The following is an 18033-nucleotide window of genomic DNA, read 5'->3' as shown; positions in this document are numbered from 1 at the left end:
GTCAGGGTTCCTCCACCGGCTCCGGGGCGCGGGGCGAGATGCCGTCCCAGCGCTTCATCAGCTCGTTCGGGATGCCCAGCCGGTCGAGCACCCGCGCCACCACCGTGTCCACCACCTGGTCCACCGTCTTCGGCCCCGAGTAGAACGAGGGCGAGGCCGGCATCACGAACGCGCCCGCCTCGATCACCTGCGTCATGGCGCGGGCGTGGACGAGCGAGATGGGCGTCTCGCGCAGCACCAGCACGAGGCGCTTGCGCTCCTTCAGCATCACGTCGGCGGCCCGGCCGACGAGGTCCACCGAGATCCCGTAGCGATGCGTGCCAGCGCGCCCGCCGAGCAGGGGATCACCACCATGGCGTCGTACATCGACGAGCCCGACGCGAACGGCGCGGTGAAGTCCTGGTTCTTCCAGATCTTGAACGGGTAGCGCGGCTCGGCGCCGAGCTCCTGCTTCCAGACCTGCTTGCCGGTCTGGGTGAAGACGAGGTCGGCCGACACGCCCAGGTCCGCGTTCGCGGCCAGGAAGTCGAGGAGCCGCTTCGCGTACGGGGCGCCCGACGCGCCGGAGACGGCGACCACCAGCTTCACGCGCGCACCGCCGTGACGAGCCCGCACACGCCCGGGAACAGCGTCTCGCCGCGCACCTCGCGGAAGCCGGCGCGGCGCGCCGCCTCCTCGAACTCGGCGCGCGAGGCGAAGCGCTCCATCGAGGCCACCAGGTACCGGTACGCCTCCGGGTCGGGCGAGAGGACGCGGCCCAGCACCGGCAGCGCCAGCCGGTTGTAGGCCCCGTGCACGAGGCGCGAGCCGCGCGACTCGGAGCGGAAGAACTCCAGCACCCCGAGGCGCCCGCCCGGGCGCAGCACCCGCGCCAGCTCGGCGAGCCCGACCTCGTAGCGCTCCAGGTTGCGCATGCCGAACGTCACCGTGGCGAGGTCGAAGCGCGCGTCGAGGAACGGCAGCGCCATCGCGTCCGCCTGCGAGGCGGGCAGCGCGGTCTTCTCCACCCCGCGGCGGAGCATCTGCATGGAGAAGTCGGCGCCGGTGACGCGCAGGCCCGGGGCGCGGCGGCGGGCCAGGTCGGCGACGTCCATGGTGCCGGCGCACAGGTCGAGCATCCGCTCGCCGTCCTTCGGGGCGAGGTCGGAGAGCAGGCGGCGGCGCCAGGCCTGGTCCACCTTCAGCGTCATGACCCGGTTCAGCAGGTCGTAGCGCGGGGCGATGCGGTCGAACATGGCCCGGACCGCGGAGGCGCGGTGCGCCTCGCCGGGCAGCGGCACGTTCACGCTCACTGGAGGATCCCTCCGCGGCGCGGCGTCCAGGACGCCGCCGGGGGCGGGGCGATGCGCGGGCGGCGGAGCGGCGCCGCGCCCGGCACCAGCCGGTCGTAGAGCGCGTCCATCCGCGCGATCACCTCGGGCGGGTGGACGCACACCTCCGGCCACTCGCGCCCGCCCTCCTCGCGCCACTTGCGCGTGGCGTCCACGCCGATCTTGCCGCCGTAGGCGAAGCCGGAGGCGGCGTGGTCGAGCACGTCCACCGGCCCGTCGGCGATCACGAGGTCGCGCTTCACGTCCACGTTCGCGAACGCGCGCCAGGCGGCCTGCGGCACGTCCTGCACGTCCACGTCCTCGTCGAACACCACCAGCGTCTTCGTCTGCGCCATCTGGCCGGAGCCCCACAGCCCGTGGATGACCTTCTTCGCCTGGCCCGGGTGCTCCTTCTTGATGGAGACGAGGCACAGGTTGTGGAAGACGCCCTCCACCGGCATGCAGATGTCCACGATCTCGGGCGCCACGATCTGCATGAGCGGCAGGAACATGCGCTCGGTGGCCTTGCCGAGCCACTGGTCCTCGACCGGCGGCGGGCCCACCACGGTGGCCGGGTAGACCGCGTCCCTGCGGCGGGTGATCGCGACCACGTCGAGCGCCGGGTAGTCGTCGGCGAGCGAGTAGAAGCCGGTGTGGTCGCCGAAGGGGCCCTCGCGGACGAGCGGCGCGGCGGTGTCCACGAAGCCCTCGATGACGAGGTCGGCGTCGGCCGGCACGTCGAGCCCGGTGGCGACGCCGGTGACGGTGTGGACCGAGGCGCCGCGCAGGAAGCCGGCGAACAGGTACTCGTCCACGTTGGGCGGCAGGGGCGCCGAGGCGCAGTAGGTGAGCGCGGGGTCGCCGCCGAGCGCGATGGCGACCGGCATCCGCTCGCCGCGCTGCTGGTAGGCGCGGTAGTGCGCGGTGGCGGTCTTGTGGAGCTGCCAGTGCATGGCGAGCCGGCGCGGGCCGAGCACCTGGAGCCGGTACATGCCCACGTGCGGATCCCGGTCTCCGGGTCGCGGGTGATGACCTGCGGGAGCGTGATGAACGGCCCGCCGTCGTGCGGCCAGGTGGTGAGCACCGGCAGCGTGCGGAGGTCCGGCTCGCGATCGACGAGCTCCTGGCAGGCGCCGGAGGAGACGTGCTTCGGCGCCATCGCCGCGAGCTTCCCCAGCTTCGGGAGCATCTTCAGCTTGTCCCAGAACGACTGGGGCGGCGCGGTGCGGAGCAGCGCGCGCAGCTCGTCCGCGTGCTGCTCGAAGTCGTCGCAGGAGAGCGCCCAGCTGGTGCGCCGGCGGGTGCCGAACAGGTTCATCGCGACCGGCAGGGCGCCGGGGCGCTCGAACAGCAGCGCCGGGCCGCCCTGCTTGGCGGCGCGGTCGGCGAGCGCGGCCATCTCGAGGACCGGGTCGACGGGCTCGGTGATCCGGACCAGCTCGCCGGCCTCGTCGAGCCGGGCGAGGAACTCACGCAGCGAGCGGTAGGCCATGGCGCGGATCTGTACCCCAGGTTCCCGGGGGTTTCAATGTTCGTTGAAAGCATCCCCGGCCGCCGCGCCGGCCGGGAGAGCCTCATGATTCCGGGACGCTGGCCCGGGCCGCTTGACTTCGGTCAAGCGGACGCGTGATGGTGCCCTGCGATGGAACGCCGAAACCGCGCCCGCGACCTCATCGTGCTCGCCCTCGCAGAGCTCGACGGCGAGCTGTCCACCAACCAGCACCGGCTCTGCCCCGAGCAGCTCGGGACCTGCCGGTCGCGCCTGCAGGGTTACCTGTCCGCGCTGGACGGCGACGCCCTCCCGCCGAAGCGCGAGCGGGCGGAGGACCTGGGCCGGCTGATCCTCGACTCCTGGCCCTACGACGTGCCGCTCGGACAGGTGATCCTGCGCGCCGAGCGGGCCTGGCGAAACGCCTGACCCGGGCGCGCGCCCCGCGCGCCGCGCGCCCACGTCCTCACGGCACCGCCGCGCGCGCCCCAGGCGCGGGCTCCGCGGGCTGGGGCGGCCATCGCCGCGCCATCCCCGGCAGCACCCGCGCCGGCAGGCCCGCGCCCCGCAGCTCCGGCGCGATCGCCGCGGCGTCCCCCACCACCACGATCGCCTCGCGCCCGAGCGCCCAGCGCCCGGCCTCGGCGACGAGCGCGCCGGCGTCGAGCGCCGCGGCGCGCGCCGCGAAGGTGTCCCACTCGTCCGGCGGCAGGTCGTGGACGAACATCTCGGTGAGCCGGAGCGCGTTCCGCCAGGAGGTGCCGAGGCCGCGGCCGGCGCGGCGCACCGCGCGCCAGCGGGCCTGCGCCAGCGCCTCGGGGTCGAGCGGCCGCGCCGAGCCGCCGAGCTCCTCCAGCACGGCGGCGAGCGCCTCGCCGGCGCGCGCGCGGTCCACCGCGGTGGAGAGCACGAGCGCGCTGCCCAGCGACTGCTCCAGCAGGGACATGGACACGCGGTAGGTGAGGCCCGCGCCGTCGCGGAGCCGGGCGGTGAGCGCGTGCTGGAGCCGCCAGGACAGCGTCCGGAACGCCGCCTCGTCGCGCGCGCCGCGCGGCGGGACGCGCACGCCCACCAGCACCTCGGCGACGCGCCAGCCGGGACGGTCCACCACCACGACCTCCCGGCCGGCGGGCAGCGGCGCCGGGGGACGGGCCCGCAGCGTGCCGTCGCCGCCGCGCGGCCGCCAGCGCCCGAGCCGCTGCTCGATCCGTTCGAACAGCGCGTCGGTGGCCGCGACGTCGCCCGCGATGACGAGCGCGGCCCGCTCCGGCCGGACGTTCAGCCCCAGCCACTTCGCGGCGTCCGCGGCGCGGAACGCGCGCACCCGCGCCTCGGTGACCTCGGCCGAGTAGGGGTGCCCGGGGTACAGGAGCTCGACGAGCTGCTGCCCGGCGGCCTCGTGCAGGGTGGGCGGGCGGCGGCGCAGCGCATCCGCCATCGCGTCGCGCTCGCGCTCGAACGCGGCGGCGTCCACGGTGAGGTCGCCCGCGCGGCAGGCCACCTGCGCGAGCGCCAGGTCCACGAGCTCGGTGGGGGCGCGCGCGCCGAACTCCAGCCGGTCGCCGCCCACGGTGGCGGGCCGGTCGGCGCAGCGCGCGGCGCGGAGCGCCAGCACCTCGAAGACGCGCTCCAGCGGCCCGGCGGGATCGGTGCGCACCACCAGGTGGGCCGAGAGCACGCGGTAGCCGGGGCGCGGCGACACGATCACGCGCACGCCGTTCTTCAGCTTGCGCCGGCGCGCGCTGTCGAGGTGCGGCGGGCGCATGGCGCGGGCCGCGTCGCGCGCCGGGGCGGGGTCGCCGGCGGCCGCGGCGCCGTGCGGGTCGTCGTCGTCGAGCGCGCTCGCGCCGGGCAGGCGCGGCGGCGCCTCGTCCCGCGGGGCCTCGCCCGGCACGATCGCCAGCGCCACGAGGTGCTCCTCGCGCAGCCAGTGGCGGGCGAACGCGGCGCGGTCCGGCGTCACCGCGGCGCCGACCGCCTCGGGCATGCCGGTGAGGTAGTCGGTGCGGCCGGTGATGCGGATCCAGCGGGCGACCTCGGACGCGTCGAGCGCCTCGAGCCGCACGTGCGCGTCCATCACCAGCCGGTCGCGCAGCTCCTCGCCCCCCGGGTCCGGGCCGCCCTGCCAGCCGGCGAAGCGCAGCCCGGCGCGGAGCCGCTCGACCAGCGGCCGCGCGTCGTCCGGCCCGCGCAGGCCGATCCGGATCACCGGCAGCGACGCGCCGTCCATCCCGTGCACGAGCAGCTCCACCGAGAGCGCGCGGTCGCGGTCCGGCCCGGAGAGCACCTGCTCCACCTGCGCCTCGAGCGCGCGGAGCGCCAGGTAGGCCCGCGCGCCGCCGGCGCCCGCGTCGCCCGGGAGCGGCACCGTGAGCAGGAGCCAGGCGCGCTCCACCGGCGCGCGCACCACGTCGAGCGCCGCGGGCCGCGACGCGCGGAGCTCGGGCGGCGGGACGGGCGGATCGGCGGCCCCGGCCGGCCGCGTGGCCAGCTCGCCGAGCGCGGCGCGGGCGCGCGCGGCGACCGCCGCCGCCGGCGCGGGCCCCGCCACGAGCAGGAGCAGGTTCTCCGGGCGGTAGTGCGCGCGCGCGAAGGCGCGCACGTCCTCGAGCGTGATGGCGCGCAGCGACTCCGGCGTCGCGATCCGCCCGTAGGGGTGGCCCGCCAGCGCGCGGGCGGTCAGCCGGTCCACCTGCGACCAGAGCGCGTCCGGGTCGCCCCGCAGCGCCAGCTCCTGCAGGACCACCTCGCGCTCCCGGCGCAGCTCCGGCTCGTCCACCCCCGCGAGCGGGTCGCGCAGCCGGTCGGCCTCGATGCGGAGCAGCGCGTCGAGCTGCTCGGGATCGCCCACCGCGTGGAAGTCGGTGGCGTCCGCGGAGGTGCGCCCGTCGAACTCGACCCCCTCCGCCTCGAGGCGCGCCGAGAGCGCGCGCCCCTCGCCGTGGCGCGCGCGGAAGGAGAGGTGCTCGACGAGGTGCGCGAGGCCCTCCTTCCCGGCGGGGTCGCGCGCGCTGCCGACCCGGTACGAGGCGGCCACCAGCGTGTCGGGGCGGTGCGGCAGCGCGTAGGCGACCAGCTGGATCCCGGAGGGCAGCGCCTCCGCGCCGGTGGCGCAGGCCGGCGTGGAGAGCCGGGGCCTGCCGAAGGCGCAGGACGCGAGCAGGAACGGGGCGAGCGCGGCGACGCGGGCGCGCATCGATGGGCAAGTATGGACCCGAACCGTCGAAGCGGAGTCCCCGGTTGGTGCCGGACGGAGCGTCGGGGCGACCGCTCTCGCATCCCGCCGACCGGCGAATCCACGCCGGACGAAGGCGAGCAGGGTGGGGCCCCCGCGCAGCGGGGGAGGGGCGCAGCCCTCGTTACGATCCGATCAAAACGCCCGTTCCGTCAGCTGCAGCGCGGCGGCATGCAGCGCGCGGCGGTGCACGCCGTCCGGCACCTGCTCGAGCGCCTCGAGCGCGCTGCGGGTGTGCTCGCGGGCGAGCGCGCGCGCGGCGTCCACCCCGCCCACGCGCTTCACGACCTCGATCACCTCGCCGGCCACCGCCTCCACGTCGGCGGTGCCGTCGACCACGCCCCCGAGCCGCGCGCGGAGCGCGGGCTCCGCCTCGCAGGCGCGGATGAGCGGCAGCGTGGCCTTGCCCTCGATGAGGTCGGTGCCGAGCCGCTTGCCGAGGAGCGCGGGATCGGCGGCGTAGTCGAGCGCGTCGTCCACCAGCTGGAACGCGACCCCGATGCCCTCGCCGAAGCGCACCAGCGCGGCGGGGATCTCGCCCACCTCGCCGGCGGCCCAGGCGCCGGCCGCGGCCGCCCAGCCGAACAGCGACGCGGTCTTGCCCATCACCACGTCCATGTACGCCTGCTCGGTGGCGGAGAACCCGCCGCGGAGCGAGAGCTGCAGCACCTCGCCCTCCACCAGCCGCCGCATGGTGGCGAGCAGCGGCGGCAGCGCCGCGGAGCGGGCCGCCTCGGCCGAGACGATCTCGAGCGCGCGGGTGAGCAGCCAGTCGCCGGAGAGCACCGAGACGGCGTTGCCCCAGATGACGCGCGAGGCCGGCTGGCCGCGCCGCACCGGGCCGTCGTCGATGACGTCGTCGTGCAGCAGCGTGGCCGAGTGGGTCAGCTCGGCGGCCACCGCGTACGGCACGGCGCTCCGCATCTCGCCGCCGCACGCGCCGCAGGCGAGCAGGGTGACCATGGGGCGGATCCGCTTGCCGCCGGCCGAGACGAGGTGGCGCGCGGCCGCCTGGAGCTTCGCCTCGGCGTCCTCGGTGGCGCGGGTGAGCTGCGCCTCCAGCTCGAGCAGGCTCTCCGGGAGGCTCGGCACGCCGGCGAGCGCCGCCTGCGCGCGCTCCGGGCGCACGCCGCGCTGCGCGCTCGCGTCGAGCTGGGAGAGGATGGCCTGCTCTTGCGCCGCCATTTCCGCGCCTCCGGGGGAACCTTCAACGAAAGTTGAAGCCGCATATAGCGCGGCTGGCGCCGCGGGGTCAACGAATGCGGCCCGGCCTCACTGGTAGGAGCGGAGCGCGGGCCACAGCCCGGCGAGCGGGCGCCGCAGCCCCCTGCAGATCCAGATCCAGCGCGCGTCCTCGTAGGGCATCACCCACGGGCTCGCGGGCAGCCGCGCCGCGAGGACGCGCTCGCGGAACGCGCCGCCGCAGTCCTCGTCCGCGTCGGAGATCACGATGAGCGGGTCGCCGCGGCCGGGCGGCACGCCCCAGAGCCAGTACTGGTTGTGGCCGGAGACGGCCGGCGGCAGCCCGAGCGCCGCGCCGTACACCTCCACCGCCGCCGCCTCGCCGTAGTTCTGGCCGAACACCGCCGCGGTGGCGCGCTCCGCCGGCGCGAGCGTCGCGGCCGCCTCGGCGACGCCGCGCGCGAGCTCGGGCCAGCCGTGCTGGTCGGCGTAGATCTGCGGGAGGACGCCGTACTCGGTCCGCTCCATCCGCTCCGGCTCGAGGCCGAGCGCGGCCTGCCAGCGGACGAACGCCGGCTCGGGCAGGATCGGGATCGCGAGCGGCAGCCCCGGGGCGAGCGAGGCGAGCGCCAGCGCGGGGGCGGCCACCCGCAGCGCCGGGCGCCGGAGGAGCGGCGCCGCGGCGGCCCCGCCTGCCGCGAGCAGGATCGGCAGCACCGGCGCGGCGTAGTACGGCTTGCCGCCGGTGGCGGCGAGGAGCGCGAGGTAGAGCGCGGCCCCGATCCCGAGCGCCCGCGCGGCCGGCGCGCCCGCCCGGCCGACGAGCCAGCCGAGGCCGCCCAGCCACAGCGGCGCGAGCAGCGGGTTCGCGTCGCGCAGGAGCCCGAGCGCGAACGCGGGCGGCGAGGTGGGCGCGTTCTTGTGGAGCTGCCCGTTCCGCACCAGCTCGAGGAACGGGAGCCCGTGCGCGAGCTGCCAGGCGAGGTTGGGCAGGACCGCGAGCAGCCCGACCGCCGCGCCCGCGAGCGCCCAGCGCGTCCGGAGCGCGCGCCGCGCCGAGGTCGCCGCGACGCCGGCGAGGAGCGCCAGCGCCACCAGCGCCGAGGTGTACTTGAAGAGCGCGGCGAGCCCGGCCACCGCGCCGGCGGCGACCCACAGGCGCGGGTCGCCGCCGTCCGCGAGCCGGACCAGGAGCAGCGCCAGCGCGAGCACGAGCAGCGGCTCGAACGCGTTCATGGTGAGGTAGTGCCCGAGCGCGAGCAGGACGCCGCAGGCGAGCGTGGCCGCCGACGCGAGCGCCGCCCCGGCCGCGCCGCCCCCGAGCCGCGCGGCGAGGCGTCCGGCGAGGAGCACCGTCGCCGCCGAGGCGAGCCAGGCCGGGAGCCGCAGCCCGGGCACCCAGGTGCCGGACAGCTCCGAGGCGAGCCGCGCCACCACCGCGATGCCGGGCGGCTGGTCCACGTAGCCGGCCGCGAGGCGCCGCCCGCAGGCGACGAAGTACAGCTCGTCGCGGAAGATCCCGTAGCGCCCGCCGCAGGCGGCGTGCAGCGCGAACGCGAGCGCGGCGAGCGCGCGCGGCGCGTCGAGGAACGGCCGGCGCGCGGGGCGGGACGGATCCACGCGGCGAGCTTACCGGTCCCGGCCGCGCGGGCGGCCTCCCTGCCGGGTCACTCCCGCCACGTCTCCAGGACGAGGTCGTCGTAGAGCACGCTGCCCTCGTAGTAGTTCACGTGCGGATCGCCGAGCATGAACCAGTCCGGCCAGGCGCCGCCCGCCGGCCAGCGCGGGTACGCCGGCCCCACCGACGCGAACGCGCCCTCGTCCACGCAGCGCGCCGCGCCCGCCGCCTCGGCCGCGTCCACGGGGTAGTGGAAGACGCAGGCCGCGGCGGCGTCGACCGTGGCGCGGTAGGTCTGCTCGCCGCCGTACCGGAACTTCCCCGAGACCTCGACGGTGTAGCGCGGCCCGTCGCGCTCGAGGGTCACGCGGTACCAGGTGTCCGGCAGGTACGCGTCCACCGCGCGGATCGCGCCGGACGGCTGCCAGGCGCCGTTCGAGAAGGACAGGAACGGCGGGCCGGTGCGCTCGGTGCCGGGCTGCGTGCCGTCGAGCGCGAACAGCATCACCGGGTGCTCGCCCGACCCCACGAAGCGGCTCCCGTCCCAGATCTCCATCCACGGCGGGTAGTGGTTGTCCGAGTCCACCACGACCTTGCGGTGGTGGTGGATCCAGGTGTTCACGTGCGGCCGCGGCAGCCGGTCGAGGATGGTCAGCCAGTAGAAGCCGTTCTGCCGGGTGGCGTCCTCGCCCGGCCACCACGGCCCGGCGTCGGCGGGCCCGTCGTAGCCGTTCAGCCCGCCCGCGACCCCGTCGCCGAACGACGGGAACCCCACCCGCACCGAGATGCGGTAGCGCGCCGGGAGCGGCGCGGAGGGGCGGAGCACGGTCGCGTCGGTGTGCGCGCGCGAGGTGATCCGCAGCGCGTGGTTGGAGGGGTCGGCGGGATCCTGGACCACCTCGGCGAGCTCGCGCGTGGAGGCGCCCGCGCGGCGCGTGTACGACTCGACCGTGAACCAGCCGCCCGCGCCCGCGGGCGTCGAGGCGCGGAACGCCGCCGGCGGCGTGACGTTCCGTGAAGCGAAGAACGCCCCGCCGTCCGAGAACGGGCCGTCGTCCGGCACCGGGTCCGGCGCGAACGCGCCGTCGGGCAGCGCCGCCTCGAAGCGCTCCGCGGCCGCCACCGCCCAGCCCGGCGCCCCCGGCGGCGGGTTCGGCCCGCCGTCGCCGGGCGGCGGCGCGCCGCCCCCGTTCCCGCCGGAGCCGCACCGCGCGAGGAGGGCGGCGGCGACGAGCGCCAGCGCGAGCAGGGCGAAGGGGCGCAGCACGGCCACGGCGGAGACGGCGGCGGTCCGCATGCCGGGACCCTGCGCATCGGGCCGCCCGGCCGCGAGGGCGTGGTACCTTCGCGGCGTGCCGGTGGTGAAGCTCGTGCTGGAGTACGACGGGACCGCGTACGTCGGCTGGCAGGTCCAGCCGAACGGGCCCTCGATCCAGGCGGAGGTCGAGCGGGCGCTCGCCACCCTGCACAAGGCGCCGCGCCGGGTCACCGCGGCGGGGCGCACCGACGCGGGCGTCCACGCGCGCGGCCAGGTGGTCTCCTTCCCGGAGGAGCGACCGCTCCCGGTGAAGGCCTACGTCATGGGCATGAACGCGCTCCTGCCGCCCGACGTGGCGGTGCGCGCGGCCAGCCTCGAGCCCGACGGCTTCGACGCCCGCCGCAGCGCGCGCGGCAAGCGCTACCGCTACGTCGTCGAGAACCTGCCCACCCGCGCCCCGCTCACCCGGCTGCAGGCCTGGCAGCACTTCCACCCGCTCGACCTCGCGGCCGTGCGCGAGGCGGCGGCGCACCTGGTCGGGCGCCACGACTTCGCCGCGTTCCAGGCGGCCGACTGCGCCTGCGAGCACGCCGTTCGCGAGGTGCGCCGGCTGGAGGTGCTGGGCGAGGCGGGCGGCCGGGTCGAGGTGGTCATCGAGGCGACCGCGTTCGTGAAGCACATGGTGCGGAACATCGTCGGCACGCTGGTGGAGGTGGGGCGGGGCAGGCGGGCGCCCGGCTCCATGCTCGCCCTGCTCGCGCGCGGCGATCGCACCGAGGCCGGGCCGACGGCGCCGCCGCAGGGGCTGTTCCTGGAAGAGGTCTTCTACTGAGCCGCCCGGCGGCCGCCGCTCCCCACGACGCGGGAGCCGTCGGCCCGCGCCCCCGGTGTGCTACCCTCTCCGCCTTTCCCCTCGCGTTCGCCCCTCCTCGGAGGAGAGGAGCCATGAGCCAGAAGAAGCTGAAGGTCGGAGTCCTCGGCGCCACCGGCATGGTCGGTCAGCGCTTCGTCGCCCTGCTCGAGAACCACCCCTGGTACGAGGTCACGCTGGTCGCGGCCAGCGCCAACTCGGCCGGGCAGAAGTACGCCGACGCGGTGAAGGGGCGCTGGGCGCTCAAGTCGGCGCTCCCCGCGGCGACCGCCGGGCTCACGGTGAAGAACGCCTCCGACGTGGCGGCCATCGCCGGCGAGGTGGACTTCGTCTTCTGCGCGGTGGACATGCCGAAGGACGAGACCGCGCGGCTCGAGGAGGACTACGCGAAGCACGAGACGCCGGTGGTCTCGAACAACTCCGCCCACCGCGGCACGGCCGACGTGCCGATGATGGTGCCCGAGCTCAACCCGGAGCACGCCGCGGTGATCGAGGCGCAGCGCAGGCGGCTCGGCACGTCGCGCGGGTTCATCGCGGTGAAGCCGAACTGCTCGCTCCAGAGCTACGTGCCGGCCATCCACCCGCTCATGAAGTTCGGCCCGAAGCGCATCGCGGTCGCCACCTACCAGGCGATCTCCGGCGCCGGGAAGACCTTCGAGTCCTGGCCGGAGATGGTGGACAACCTCATCCCCTTCATCAAGGGCGAGGAGGAGAAGAGCGAGAAGGAGCCGATGAAGATCTGGGGCCGGGTGGAGGGCGGGAAGATCGTCGCCGCCCAGGACCCGGTCATCACCGCCCAGTGCATCCGCGTGCCCGCCTCCGACGGCCACATGGCGGCGGTGTTCGTGTCCTTCGAGCGGAAGCCCTCGAAGGAGGACGTGCTCGAGCTGTGGAAGAGCTTCTCCGGCAAGCCGCAGAAGCTGGGCCTGCCCTCCGCGCCGAAGCCGTTCCTCCAGTACTTCGAGGACGAGTCCCGCCCGCAGACCCGGCTCGACCGCGACGCCGGCGACGGCATGGCGGTCACCATCGGCCGCCTGCGCCCGGACGCGATCTTCGACTACCGGTTCGTGTGCCTGTCGCACAACACGGTGCGCGGCGCCGCCGGCGGGGCGGTGCTCACCGCCGAGCTCCTCACCGCCGACGGCTACATCCAGGCGAAGTAGCCCGCCCGCTCGCCCGCCCCCCTCGAGCCCCCTCGCCGGATCGCCGGCGAGGGGGGCTTCGTCCCGGTCCGCCGCGCGCCCGCCGCCCCGGCGGAGGGCGAGGCGCCGCGGTTCGCGGCGGGTTACATCAGGGCTGCCGCGGCTCGCGCCGGAGCCGCCGGAGGCCGCCCGCCCCATGCGCGCTTCGTCGACCCCAGCCAGATCCCCGAGCTGCCGCTGCCGTTCATGAACGAGGACCACGCCGAGGAGATCCGGCTGCTCGAGGCGCTCGGCGAGGCGCTCGAGGCGCACCGCGCCCGGCGGGGCAGCCTGGACGCGGTGCTGGAGCGCCTCTCGCTGCTCGCGGTCCACACCCGCGAGCACTTCCTCCGGGAGGAGCAGGTCATGCGCGAGACCGGCTTCCCCGCCTACCCGCAGCACAAGGGGGAGCACGACCGCGTGCTCGCCGAGATGGACGGCGAGGCCCGCGCCTTCCGCGAGGGCGGCGATCCGGTGCGCCTCCGGGGCTACCTCTTCGAGACGGTGCCGGCGTGGTTCGTCCAGCACATCCGCACCATGGACGCGATGACCGCGCGCTTCGTGGCCTCGCGCCCGGGCGCGCCGGGCGCCGCCGCCGTCTAGGCCGCGCTCACCGCGCCGCGAGCGCGCCGCGCAGGTCCACGCCCACCTCCAGCGCGCCGTACCCGGCGCGCCCCGACACCGACAGGTCCGCCCGGCCGCGCACCGCGCCCGCCAGCGCGCCGGCGGCCGCGCCCACAGTGGAGAAGCGGACCGGCACCACCACCGTCGCCTGGCCCTGCGGCGGCACCGCGTCGAGCGCGGACTTCGCCGCCTGGATCACCGGCACGCCCGAGACGCTGAGGTCGTAGGAGAGGCGGCCGGTGGGCAGCGGGAAGGGGTTCGGGTTCCGCACGCTCACGCGCAGCTCGACCACCGTATGGAACAGGGTGGACTCGCGCACCACCGCGTCGGCGAGCGTCACCGAGGGCAGGCGCGGGAGCACCACGCTGCCGTCCATCCGGTAGGGCACCGCCACCGTGCCGCCGCCGGCCCGCACCCGCGCGGCGCCGCTCACCGTGACCGGGAGCGAGGGACGCGTCGCGAGCGCCTCCAGGAAGCCGGGGACGTCGGCCCAGCGCAGCCGGACCGGGACCGTCACCGGCACCGCGCCGCCGGCCGGGAGCACGAGCTCGCTCGCCACCTGGCCGCCGCCGGCGGGCGCGCCCATCACCTCGAACGCGTAGGTGAAGCCCGCCACCGGCAGGGCCATCGGGTTCGGGTTCTCGATGCGCCCGGAGAGCGCCAGCGCCACGCCGTACGCGTCGGCGCCGGTGGGGAGGAGCGCCTCGGGGCGGAAGGCCGGCGGGTCGATCGCGAGCGGCGGGGTCCGCACCGCGCGGCCGCCGCAGGCGGCGGTGAGGGCGACGAGCGCGGCGAGGGCGGCGAGGGCGGCGTGGCCGAGCGGACGCATGCGGGGACCTCCGGGGCCCGCGGGAGGGCGGGCCGTCCGGTTGTAGTCCGCCGCGATCCGGGGCCGACAGGCCCGGCGTCGGGCGAGGTGGGGCCGGGGCGCACATGCGCCGCCGGCCCGCCCCCGCCCTCGGCTCAGTGGACCGTGACCTCCGGCCGCTCGCCCTTGCGGAAGGCGATGTTGCCGTCCTTGCCCTCGTCCACCACCACGTGGTCGCCGGCCTTGAACTCGCCCTGGAGCAGGCGGGTCGCGAGCGGGTCCTGCACCATCCGCTGGATGGCGCGCTTCAGCGGGCGCGCGCCGTAGACCGGATCGTACCCGGCGTCGGCGATGGCCTCGCGCGCCGCCTCGGTGAGCTCGAGGGTGACGTGGCGCTCCTCGATGAGCTTGCGCAGGCGGGCGAGCTGGATCTCGACGATCCGGCCCACGTCCTCGCGGCCGAGCGGCCGGAACACCACGATCTCGTCCACCCGGTTCAGGAACTCGGGGCGGAACTCGCCGCGGAGGTGCTCGAGCGCCGCCTCGCGGATCTGCTGCATGTCCGCCCCGGGCCGGCCGGCCAGCCGCTGGATGTCGGCCGAGCCGATGTTGGAGGTCATGATGATGACCGTGTTGCGGAAGTCCACCGTGCGGCCCTGGCCGTCGGTGAGCCGGCCGTCGTCGAGGATCTGGAGCAGCACGTTGAACACGTCGTGGTGCGCCTTCTCGATCTCGTCGAACAGCACCACCGCGTACGGCCGCCGGCGCACCGCCTCGGTGAGCTGGCCGCCCTCCTCGTAGCCGACGTAGCCCGGGGGCGCGCCGATCAGCCGCGAGACGGTGTGCTTCTCCATGTACTCGGACATGTCGAGCCGGACCATGGCCCGCTCGTCGTCGAACAGGAACTGCGCGAGCGCGCGGGCGGTCTCGGTCTTCCCGACGCCGGTGGGGCCGAGGAAGATGAACGAGCCGATGGGGCGGTTCGGGTCCTGCAGGCCGGAGCGGGCCCGGCGCACCGCGGCCGAGACGGCGCTCACCGCCTCCTCCTGCCCGACCACCCGCTCGTGCAGGCGCTGCTCCATCCCGAGCAGCTTCTCGACCTCGCCCTCCATGAGGCGCGACACCGGGATGCCGGTCCACTTCGAGACGACCTCGCCGATCTCCTCCGGCGTCACCTCCTCCTTCAGCATGGCGCCGCGGGTCTGCGCCTCGGCGAGCTTCTCCTCGGCGGCCTTCACCCGCCGCGTCAGCTCCGGCAGCCGCCCGAACTTGATCTCGGCGGCCTTCTGGAAGTCGGCCTGCCGCTCGGCGGCGGCCTGCTCGACCTTCAGCGCCTCCAGCTCCTCGCGCGCCTGGTTCAGCTCCAGGATCACCGCCTTCTCGGCGTCCCAGCGCCCCTTCAGCGCGGTGAACTCCTCGTTGCGGGCGGCGAGCTCCTTCTCCACCGCGGCGAGCCGCGCGCGCGAGGCCTCGTCCTGCTCCTTGCGCAGGCCCTGCCGCTCGATCTCGAGCTGCCCGATCCGGCGGCGCACCTCGTCCACCTCGGTCGGCATCGAGTCGATCTCGATGCGCAGCCGGCTGGCCGCCTCGTCCACGAGGTCGATGGCCTTGTCGGGCAGGAAGCGGTCGGTGATGTAGCGGCTCGACAGCCGCGCCGCCTCGACCAGCGCCGCGTCCTGGATGCGGACCTTGTGGTGCAGCTCGTAGCGGTCCTTCAGGCCGCGCAGGATCGAGATGGTGTCGGTGAGCGACGGCTCGCCCACGAACACCGGCTGGAAGCGCCGCTCCAGGGCCGGGTCCTTCTCGATGTGCTTGCGGTACTCGTTGACCGTGGTGGCGCCCACCGCGTGCAGCTCGCCGCGGGCCAGGGCGGGCTTCAGCATGTTGCCCGCGTCCATGGCGCCCTCGGCGGCGCCGGCGCCCACGATGGTGTGCATCTCGTCGATGAAGAGGATGATCTGGCCCTCCGAGCCGGTCACCTCCTTCAGCACCGCCTTCAGCCGCTCCTCGAACTCGCCGCGGAACTTGGCGCCGGCGAGCAGCGCGCCCAGGTCGAGCGCGAGCAGCCGCTTGTTCTTCAGCCCCTCCGGCACGTCGCCGTCCACGATCCGGCGCGCCAGGCCCTCGACGATGGCGGTCTTGCCGACGCCGGGGTCGCCCACCAGCACCGGGTTGTTCTTGGTGCGGCGGGAGAGGATCTGGACCACGCGCCGGATCTCGTCGTCGCGGCCGATGACCGGGTCGAGCTTGCCCTTCTTCGCGAGGTCGGTGAGGTCCTTCGCGTACTTCTCGAGCGCGCGGTACTGGCTCTCGGCCTCGGGCGAGGTGACGCGCGCGCCGCCCCGCACCTCCTGCACCGCCTGGCGGACGCGGTCGGGCGTGGCGCCGGACGCGCGCAGCGCCTCGCCGGCGCCGCCCTTGTCCTCGGCGGCGGCGAGCAGCAGGTGCTCGGTCGAGACGTACTCGTCCTTCAGCTTGCGGGCGTCGTCCTCGGCCCGGTCGAAGAGCTTCAGCAGGCGGGTGGACGGGTAGGGCTCGCCGCCCGACACCTTCGGCAGCGAGCGCAGCTCGTCCTCCACGCGCGAGGCGACCAGGCGCGGGTCCGCGCCGATCTTCTCCAGCACCGGGCGCGCGATGCCCTCCTCCTGGCCGAGCAGCGCGAGCACCAGGTGCTCGGCGTCCACCGCCTGGTGATCGCGGCGGCGCGCCTCCCCCTGCGCGGCGGCGAGGACCTCCTGCGCCTTCACGGTGAGCTTTTCCATTCGCATGGGGCCAACGTAAGACCGGGAGGACCCCTGGCAAGCGAGCCGGGCCGCAGGGGCGCGCGCGGCCGGGCGGGTGCGCGGGTTCCCTCGGCGGGGGGGGCGGCCGCGCACAATGCGTCACGCATTCCTCGCTTGCCTGGGGGCGCCCGGCATGGAGACTTCCGCCCGAGGCCCGGCGGTCCGGGCGGGAGAGGACGGCCATGGCGAGCGGCGGGCAGGGGTGGAAGGCGATGGCGCTGGCGGCGGCGCTCGGGGGGCTCGGCGCGCCCGGGACGGCCGCCGCGGGCCCGAAGCCGGCGGGCGCGGCGGCGCAGCCGCAGGCGCCGGCGAAGGCCAGGGGGCCGGCCGGCACCGGCATCCTGCGCGCGCTCGACGCCGCGCTCGGCGAGGTGATCGAGAAGATCTCGCCCGCGGTGGTGCAGGTCACGGTGAGCGGCTACGCGCCCGCCGACGAGACCGCCTCCGGCGCGATCGTGCGCCAGCGCGTGCTCGGGTCCGGCGTGGTCGTCGACCCGGACGGCTACATCGTCACGAACGCGCACGTGGTGGCGGGCGCGCAGCGGGTCCGGATCCTCCTGCCGGAGGGGCGCGGCCCCGCGGCGCACACCGCGCGCCGCATCTACGACGCGCGCGTCATCGGGATCGAGCCGGAGATCGACCTCGCGCTCCTCAAGATCGACGCGCGGAACCTGCCGGTGCTGGCGCTCGGGCGGCGCGAGGTCCGCCCCGGCCAGCTCGTGTTCGCGGTCGGCAGCCCGGAGGGGCTCGCCAGCACCGTGACCATGGGCGTGGTCTCGTCGGTGGCGCGGCAGCCCGACCCGGCGCGGCCGGTCGTCTACATCCAGACCGACGCGCCCATCAACCCGGGGAACAGCGGCGGGCCGCTGGTGGACACCGACGGGAACGTGGTCGGCATCAACACGTTCATCCTCACGCAGGGCGGCGGGAGCGAGGGGCTGGGCTTCGCGATCCCGTCCGACGTGGTGAAGTACGTCTACGAGAGCCTGCGGCGCCACGGCCGCGTCGAGCACAGCATGATCGGGCTCGCCGCCCAGGCCATCACGCCCGGGCTGGCGTCCGGGCTCCGGCTCTCGCAGGACTGGGGCGTGGTGGTGGGCGACGTGGCGCCGGGCAGCCCGGCGGAGAAGGCCGGGGTGCTGGCCGGCGACATCATCGTGTCGGTGGACGGGCGGCCCATCGACGGGATGCCCTCGCTCGCGCCGGCCATCTACCTGCACCCGGCGGACGCGCCGCTCTCGCTGGTGCTCCGGCGCGGCGAGGAGGTGCTCTCGGTGAAGGTGGCGGGCGTGGAGCCGCGCCGCCCGGCCGAGCGGCTCGCCGACGTGGCCGACGTGGCCCGCAGCACCGTCCCGCGGCTCGGGGTGGTGGCGATGGACCTCGACGAGCAGACCCGGGCGGCCATGCCGGAGCTGCGCTCCCCGGCGGGCGTGGTGGTGGTGGCGCGGGTGCCCGAGGCCGGGCAGGCGGGCGCCGCGCTCGAGCCCGGCGACGTGATCCACGCGGTGAACCGGACGCCCGTCGCCTCGCTCGCCGCGCTGAAGGCGGCGGTGGCCGCGCTCCCTCCGGGCGGCCCCGGCGTGCTCCGGGTGGAGCGGCGCGGCCAGCTGAGCTGGATCGAGCTGGATCTCGACTAGGGGCGGCCGTCCGGACCGGCCGCCCGCTCCGGTGAGC

At 75.9% G+C, this 18033-nt stretch carries 14 protein-coding genes and 1 pseudogene; 5 read left to right on the top strand and 10 right to left on the bottom strand.

Annotated elements, in window-relative coordinates:
- Nucleotide 1: 1 nt before the first annotated feature.
- The 4 genes and pseudogenes from ACOQFB_RS19410 to ACOQFB_RS19395 form a co-directional block, all read right to left on the bottom strand.
- Nucleotides 2-298: a hypothetical protein gene (locus ACOQFB_RS19410; protein ID WP_494492324.1), complete on the bottom strand. Its 297-nt coding sequence runs from the start codon at nt 296-298 to the stop codon at nt 2-4.
- Complete coding sequence (locus tag ACOQFB_RS19405; RefSeq protein ID WP_494492323.1) at nt 268-588, bottom strand: flavoprotein; 321 nt, start codon at nt 586-588, stop codon at nt 268-270. Before ACOQFB_RS19405 ends, ACOQFB_RS19410 begins: the two co-directional genes overlap by 31 nt.
- On the bottom strand, nt 585-1286 hold the full coding sequence (locus ACOQFB_RS19400; RefSeq protein ID WP_237757857.1) for a ubiquinone/menaquinone biosynthesis methyltransferase: 702 nt from the start codon (nt 1284-1286) through the stop codon (nt 585-587). The genes ACOQFB_RS19405 and ACOQFB_RS19400 overlap by 4 nt, the downstream gene beginning before the upstream one ends.
- A 2-nt stretch (nt 1287-1288) precedes the next feature.
- Nucleotides 1289-2802 (bottom strand): annotated as a pseudogene (locus tag ACOQFB_RS19395) (menaquinone biosynthesis decarboxylase).
- Nucleotides 2803-2952: 150 nt separating this feature from the next.
- Here ACOQFB_RS19395 and ACOQFB_RS19390 point away from each other — a divergent pair.
- Nucleotides 2953-3228, top strand: coding sequence for a hypothetical protein (locus ACOQFB_RS19390; protein WP_011419435.1), 276 nt, complete (start codon nt 2953-2955; stop codon nt 3226-3228).
- A gap of 37 nt (nt 3229-3265) precedes the next feature.
- Here the strand turns inward: ACOQFB_RS19390 and ACOQFB_RS19385 are convergent, their stop codons facing one another.
- The 4 genes from ACOQFB_RS19385 to ACOQFB_RS19370 form a co-directional block, all read right to left on the bottom strand.
- Complete coding sequence (locus tag ACOQFB_RS19385) at nt 3266-5995, bottom strand: M16 family metallopeptidase (RefSeq protein ID WP_421609589.1); 2730 nt, start codon at nt 5993-5995, stop codon at nt 3266-3268.
- Nucleotides 5996-6169: 174 nt separating this feature from the next.
- Nucleotides 6170-7219 carry a polyprenyl synthetase family protein gene (locus tag ACOQFB_RS19380; RefSeq protein ID WP_059438170.1) on the bottom strand — a complete coding sequence of 350 codons (1050 nt, stop codon included), beginning with the start codon at nt 7217-7219 and terminating at the stop codon, nt 6170-6172.
- An 87-nt stretch (nt 7220-7306) separates the two neighbouring features.
- Entirely contained in the window at nt 7307-8836 is a 1530-nt protein-coding gene (locus tag ACOQFB_RS19375) for a glycosyltransferase family 39 protein (protein ID WP_421609588.1), read from the bottom strand.
- 47 nt (nt 8837-8883) lie between these two features.
- Nucleotides 8884-10131 carry a hypothetical protein gene (locus ACOQFB_RS19370; protein WP_421609587.1) on the bottom strand — a complete coding sequence of 416 codons (1248 nt, stop codon included), beginning with the start codon at nt 10129-10131 and terminating at the stop codon, nt 8884-8886.
- Nucleotides 10132-10186: 55 nt separating this feature from the next.
- Here ACOQFB_RS19370 and truA point away from each other — a divergent pair, with 55 nt between their 5' ends.
- The 3 genes from truA to ACOQFB_RS19355 all read left to right on the top strand — a co-directional run bounded on the left by truA (nt 10187) and on the right by ACOQFB_RS19355 (nt 12747).
- The gene (truA, locus tag ACOQFB_RS19365; RefSeq protein ID WP_421609586.1) at nt 10187-10924 is read left to right on the top strand and encodes a tRNA pseudouridine(38-40) synthase TruA; all 738 of its coding nucleotides are present in this window, start codon (nt 10187-10189) and stop codon (nt 10922-10924) included.
- Between the two features lie 113 nt (nt 10925-11037).
- The gene (gene asd / locus ACOQFB_RS19360; RefSeq protein WP_059438166.1) at nt 11038-12126 is read left to right on the top strand and encodes an aspartate-semialdehyde dehydrogenase; all 1089 of its coding nucleotides are present in this window, start codon (nt 11038-11040) and stop codon (nt 12124-12126) included.
- Between the two features lie 225 nt (nt 12127-12351).
- Nucleotides 12352-12747 (top strand): hemerythrin domain-containing protein, encoded by a 396-nt coding sequence (locus tag ACOQFB_RS19355; RefSeq protein WP_494492322.1) that lies wholly within the window; start codon nt 12352-12354, stop codon nt 12745-12747.
- Between the two features lie 7 nt (nt 12748-12754).
- On the opposite strand, the gene ACOQFB_RS19350 is transcribed toward ACOQFB_RS19355, so the two are convergent.
- Both ACOQFB_RS19350 and clpB read right to left on the bottom strand, forming a co-directional pair.
- Nucleotides 12755-13597 carry an LEA/WHy family protein gene (locus ACOQFB_RS19350; RefSeq protein ID WP_059438164.1) on the bottom strand — a complete coding sequence of 281 codons (843 nt, stop codon included), beginning with the start codon at nt 13595-13597 and terminating at the stop codon, nt 12755-12757.
- A gap of 134 nt (nt 13598-13731) precedes the next feature.
- On the bottom strand, nt 13732-16344 hold the full coding sequence (gene clpB / locus ACOQFB_RS19345; protein WP_421609585.1) for an ATP-dependent chaperone ClpB: 2613 nt from the start codon (nt 16342-16344) through the stop codon (nt 13732-13734).
- Nucleotides 16345-16541: 197 nt separating this feature from the next.
- Between clpB and ACOQFB_RS19340 the strand changes: the two genes are divergently transcribed.
- Nucleotides 16542-17996, top strand: a complete 1455-nt coding sequence (locus ACOQFB_RS19340) for a trypsin-like peptidase domain-containing protein (RefSeq protein WP_059438162.1) — start codon at nt 16542-16544, stop codon at nt 17994-17996.
- Nucleotides 17997-18033: the final 37 nt, after the last annotated feature.

It is taken from the genome of Anaeromyxobacter sp. Red801, assembly GCF_049201065.2.
Taxonomy (GTDB): Bacteria; Myxococcota; Myxococcia; order Myxococcales; family Anaeromyxobacteraceae; genus Anaeromyxobacter.
The sequence above is the reverse complement of the archived record's forward strand: the minus strand, read 5'-3'. Positions and strand labels throughout refer to the sequence as shown.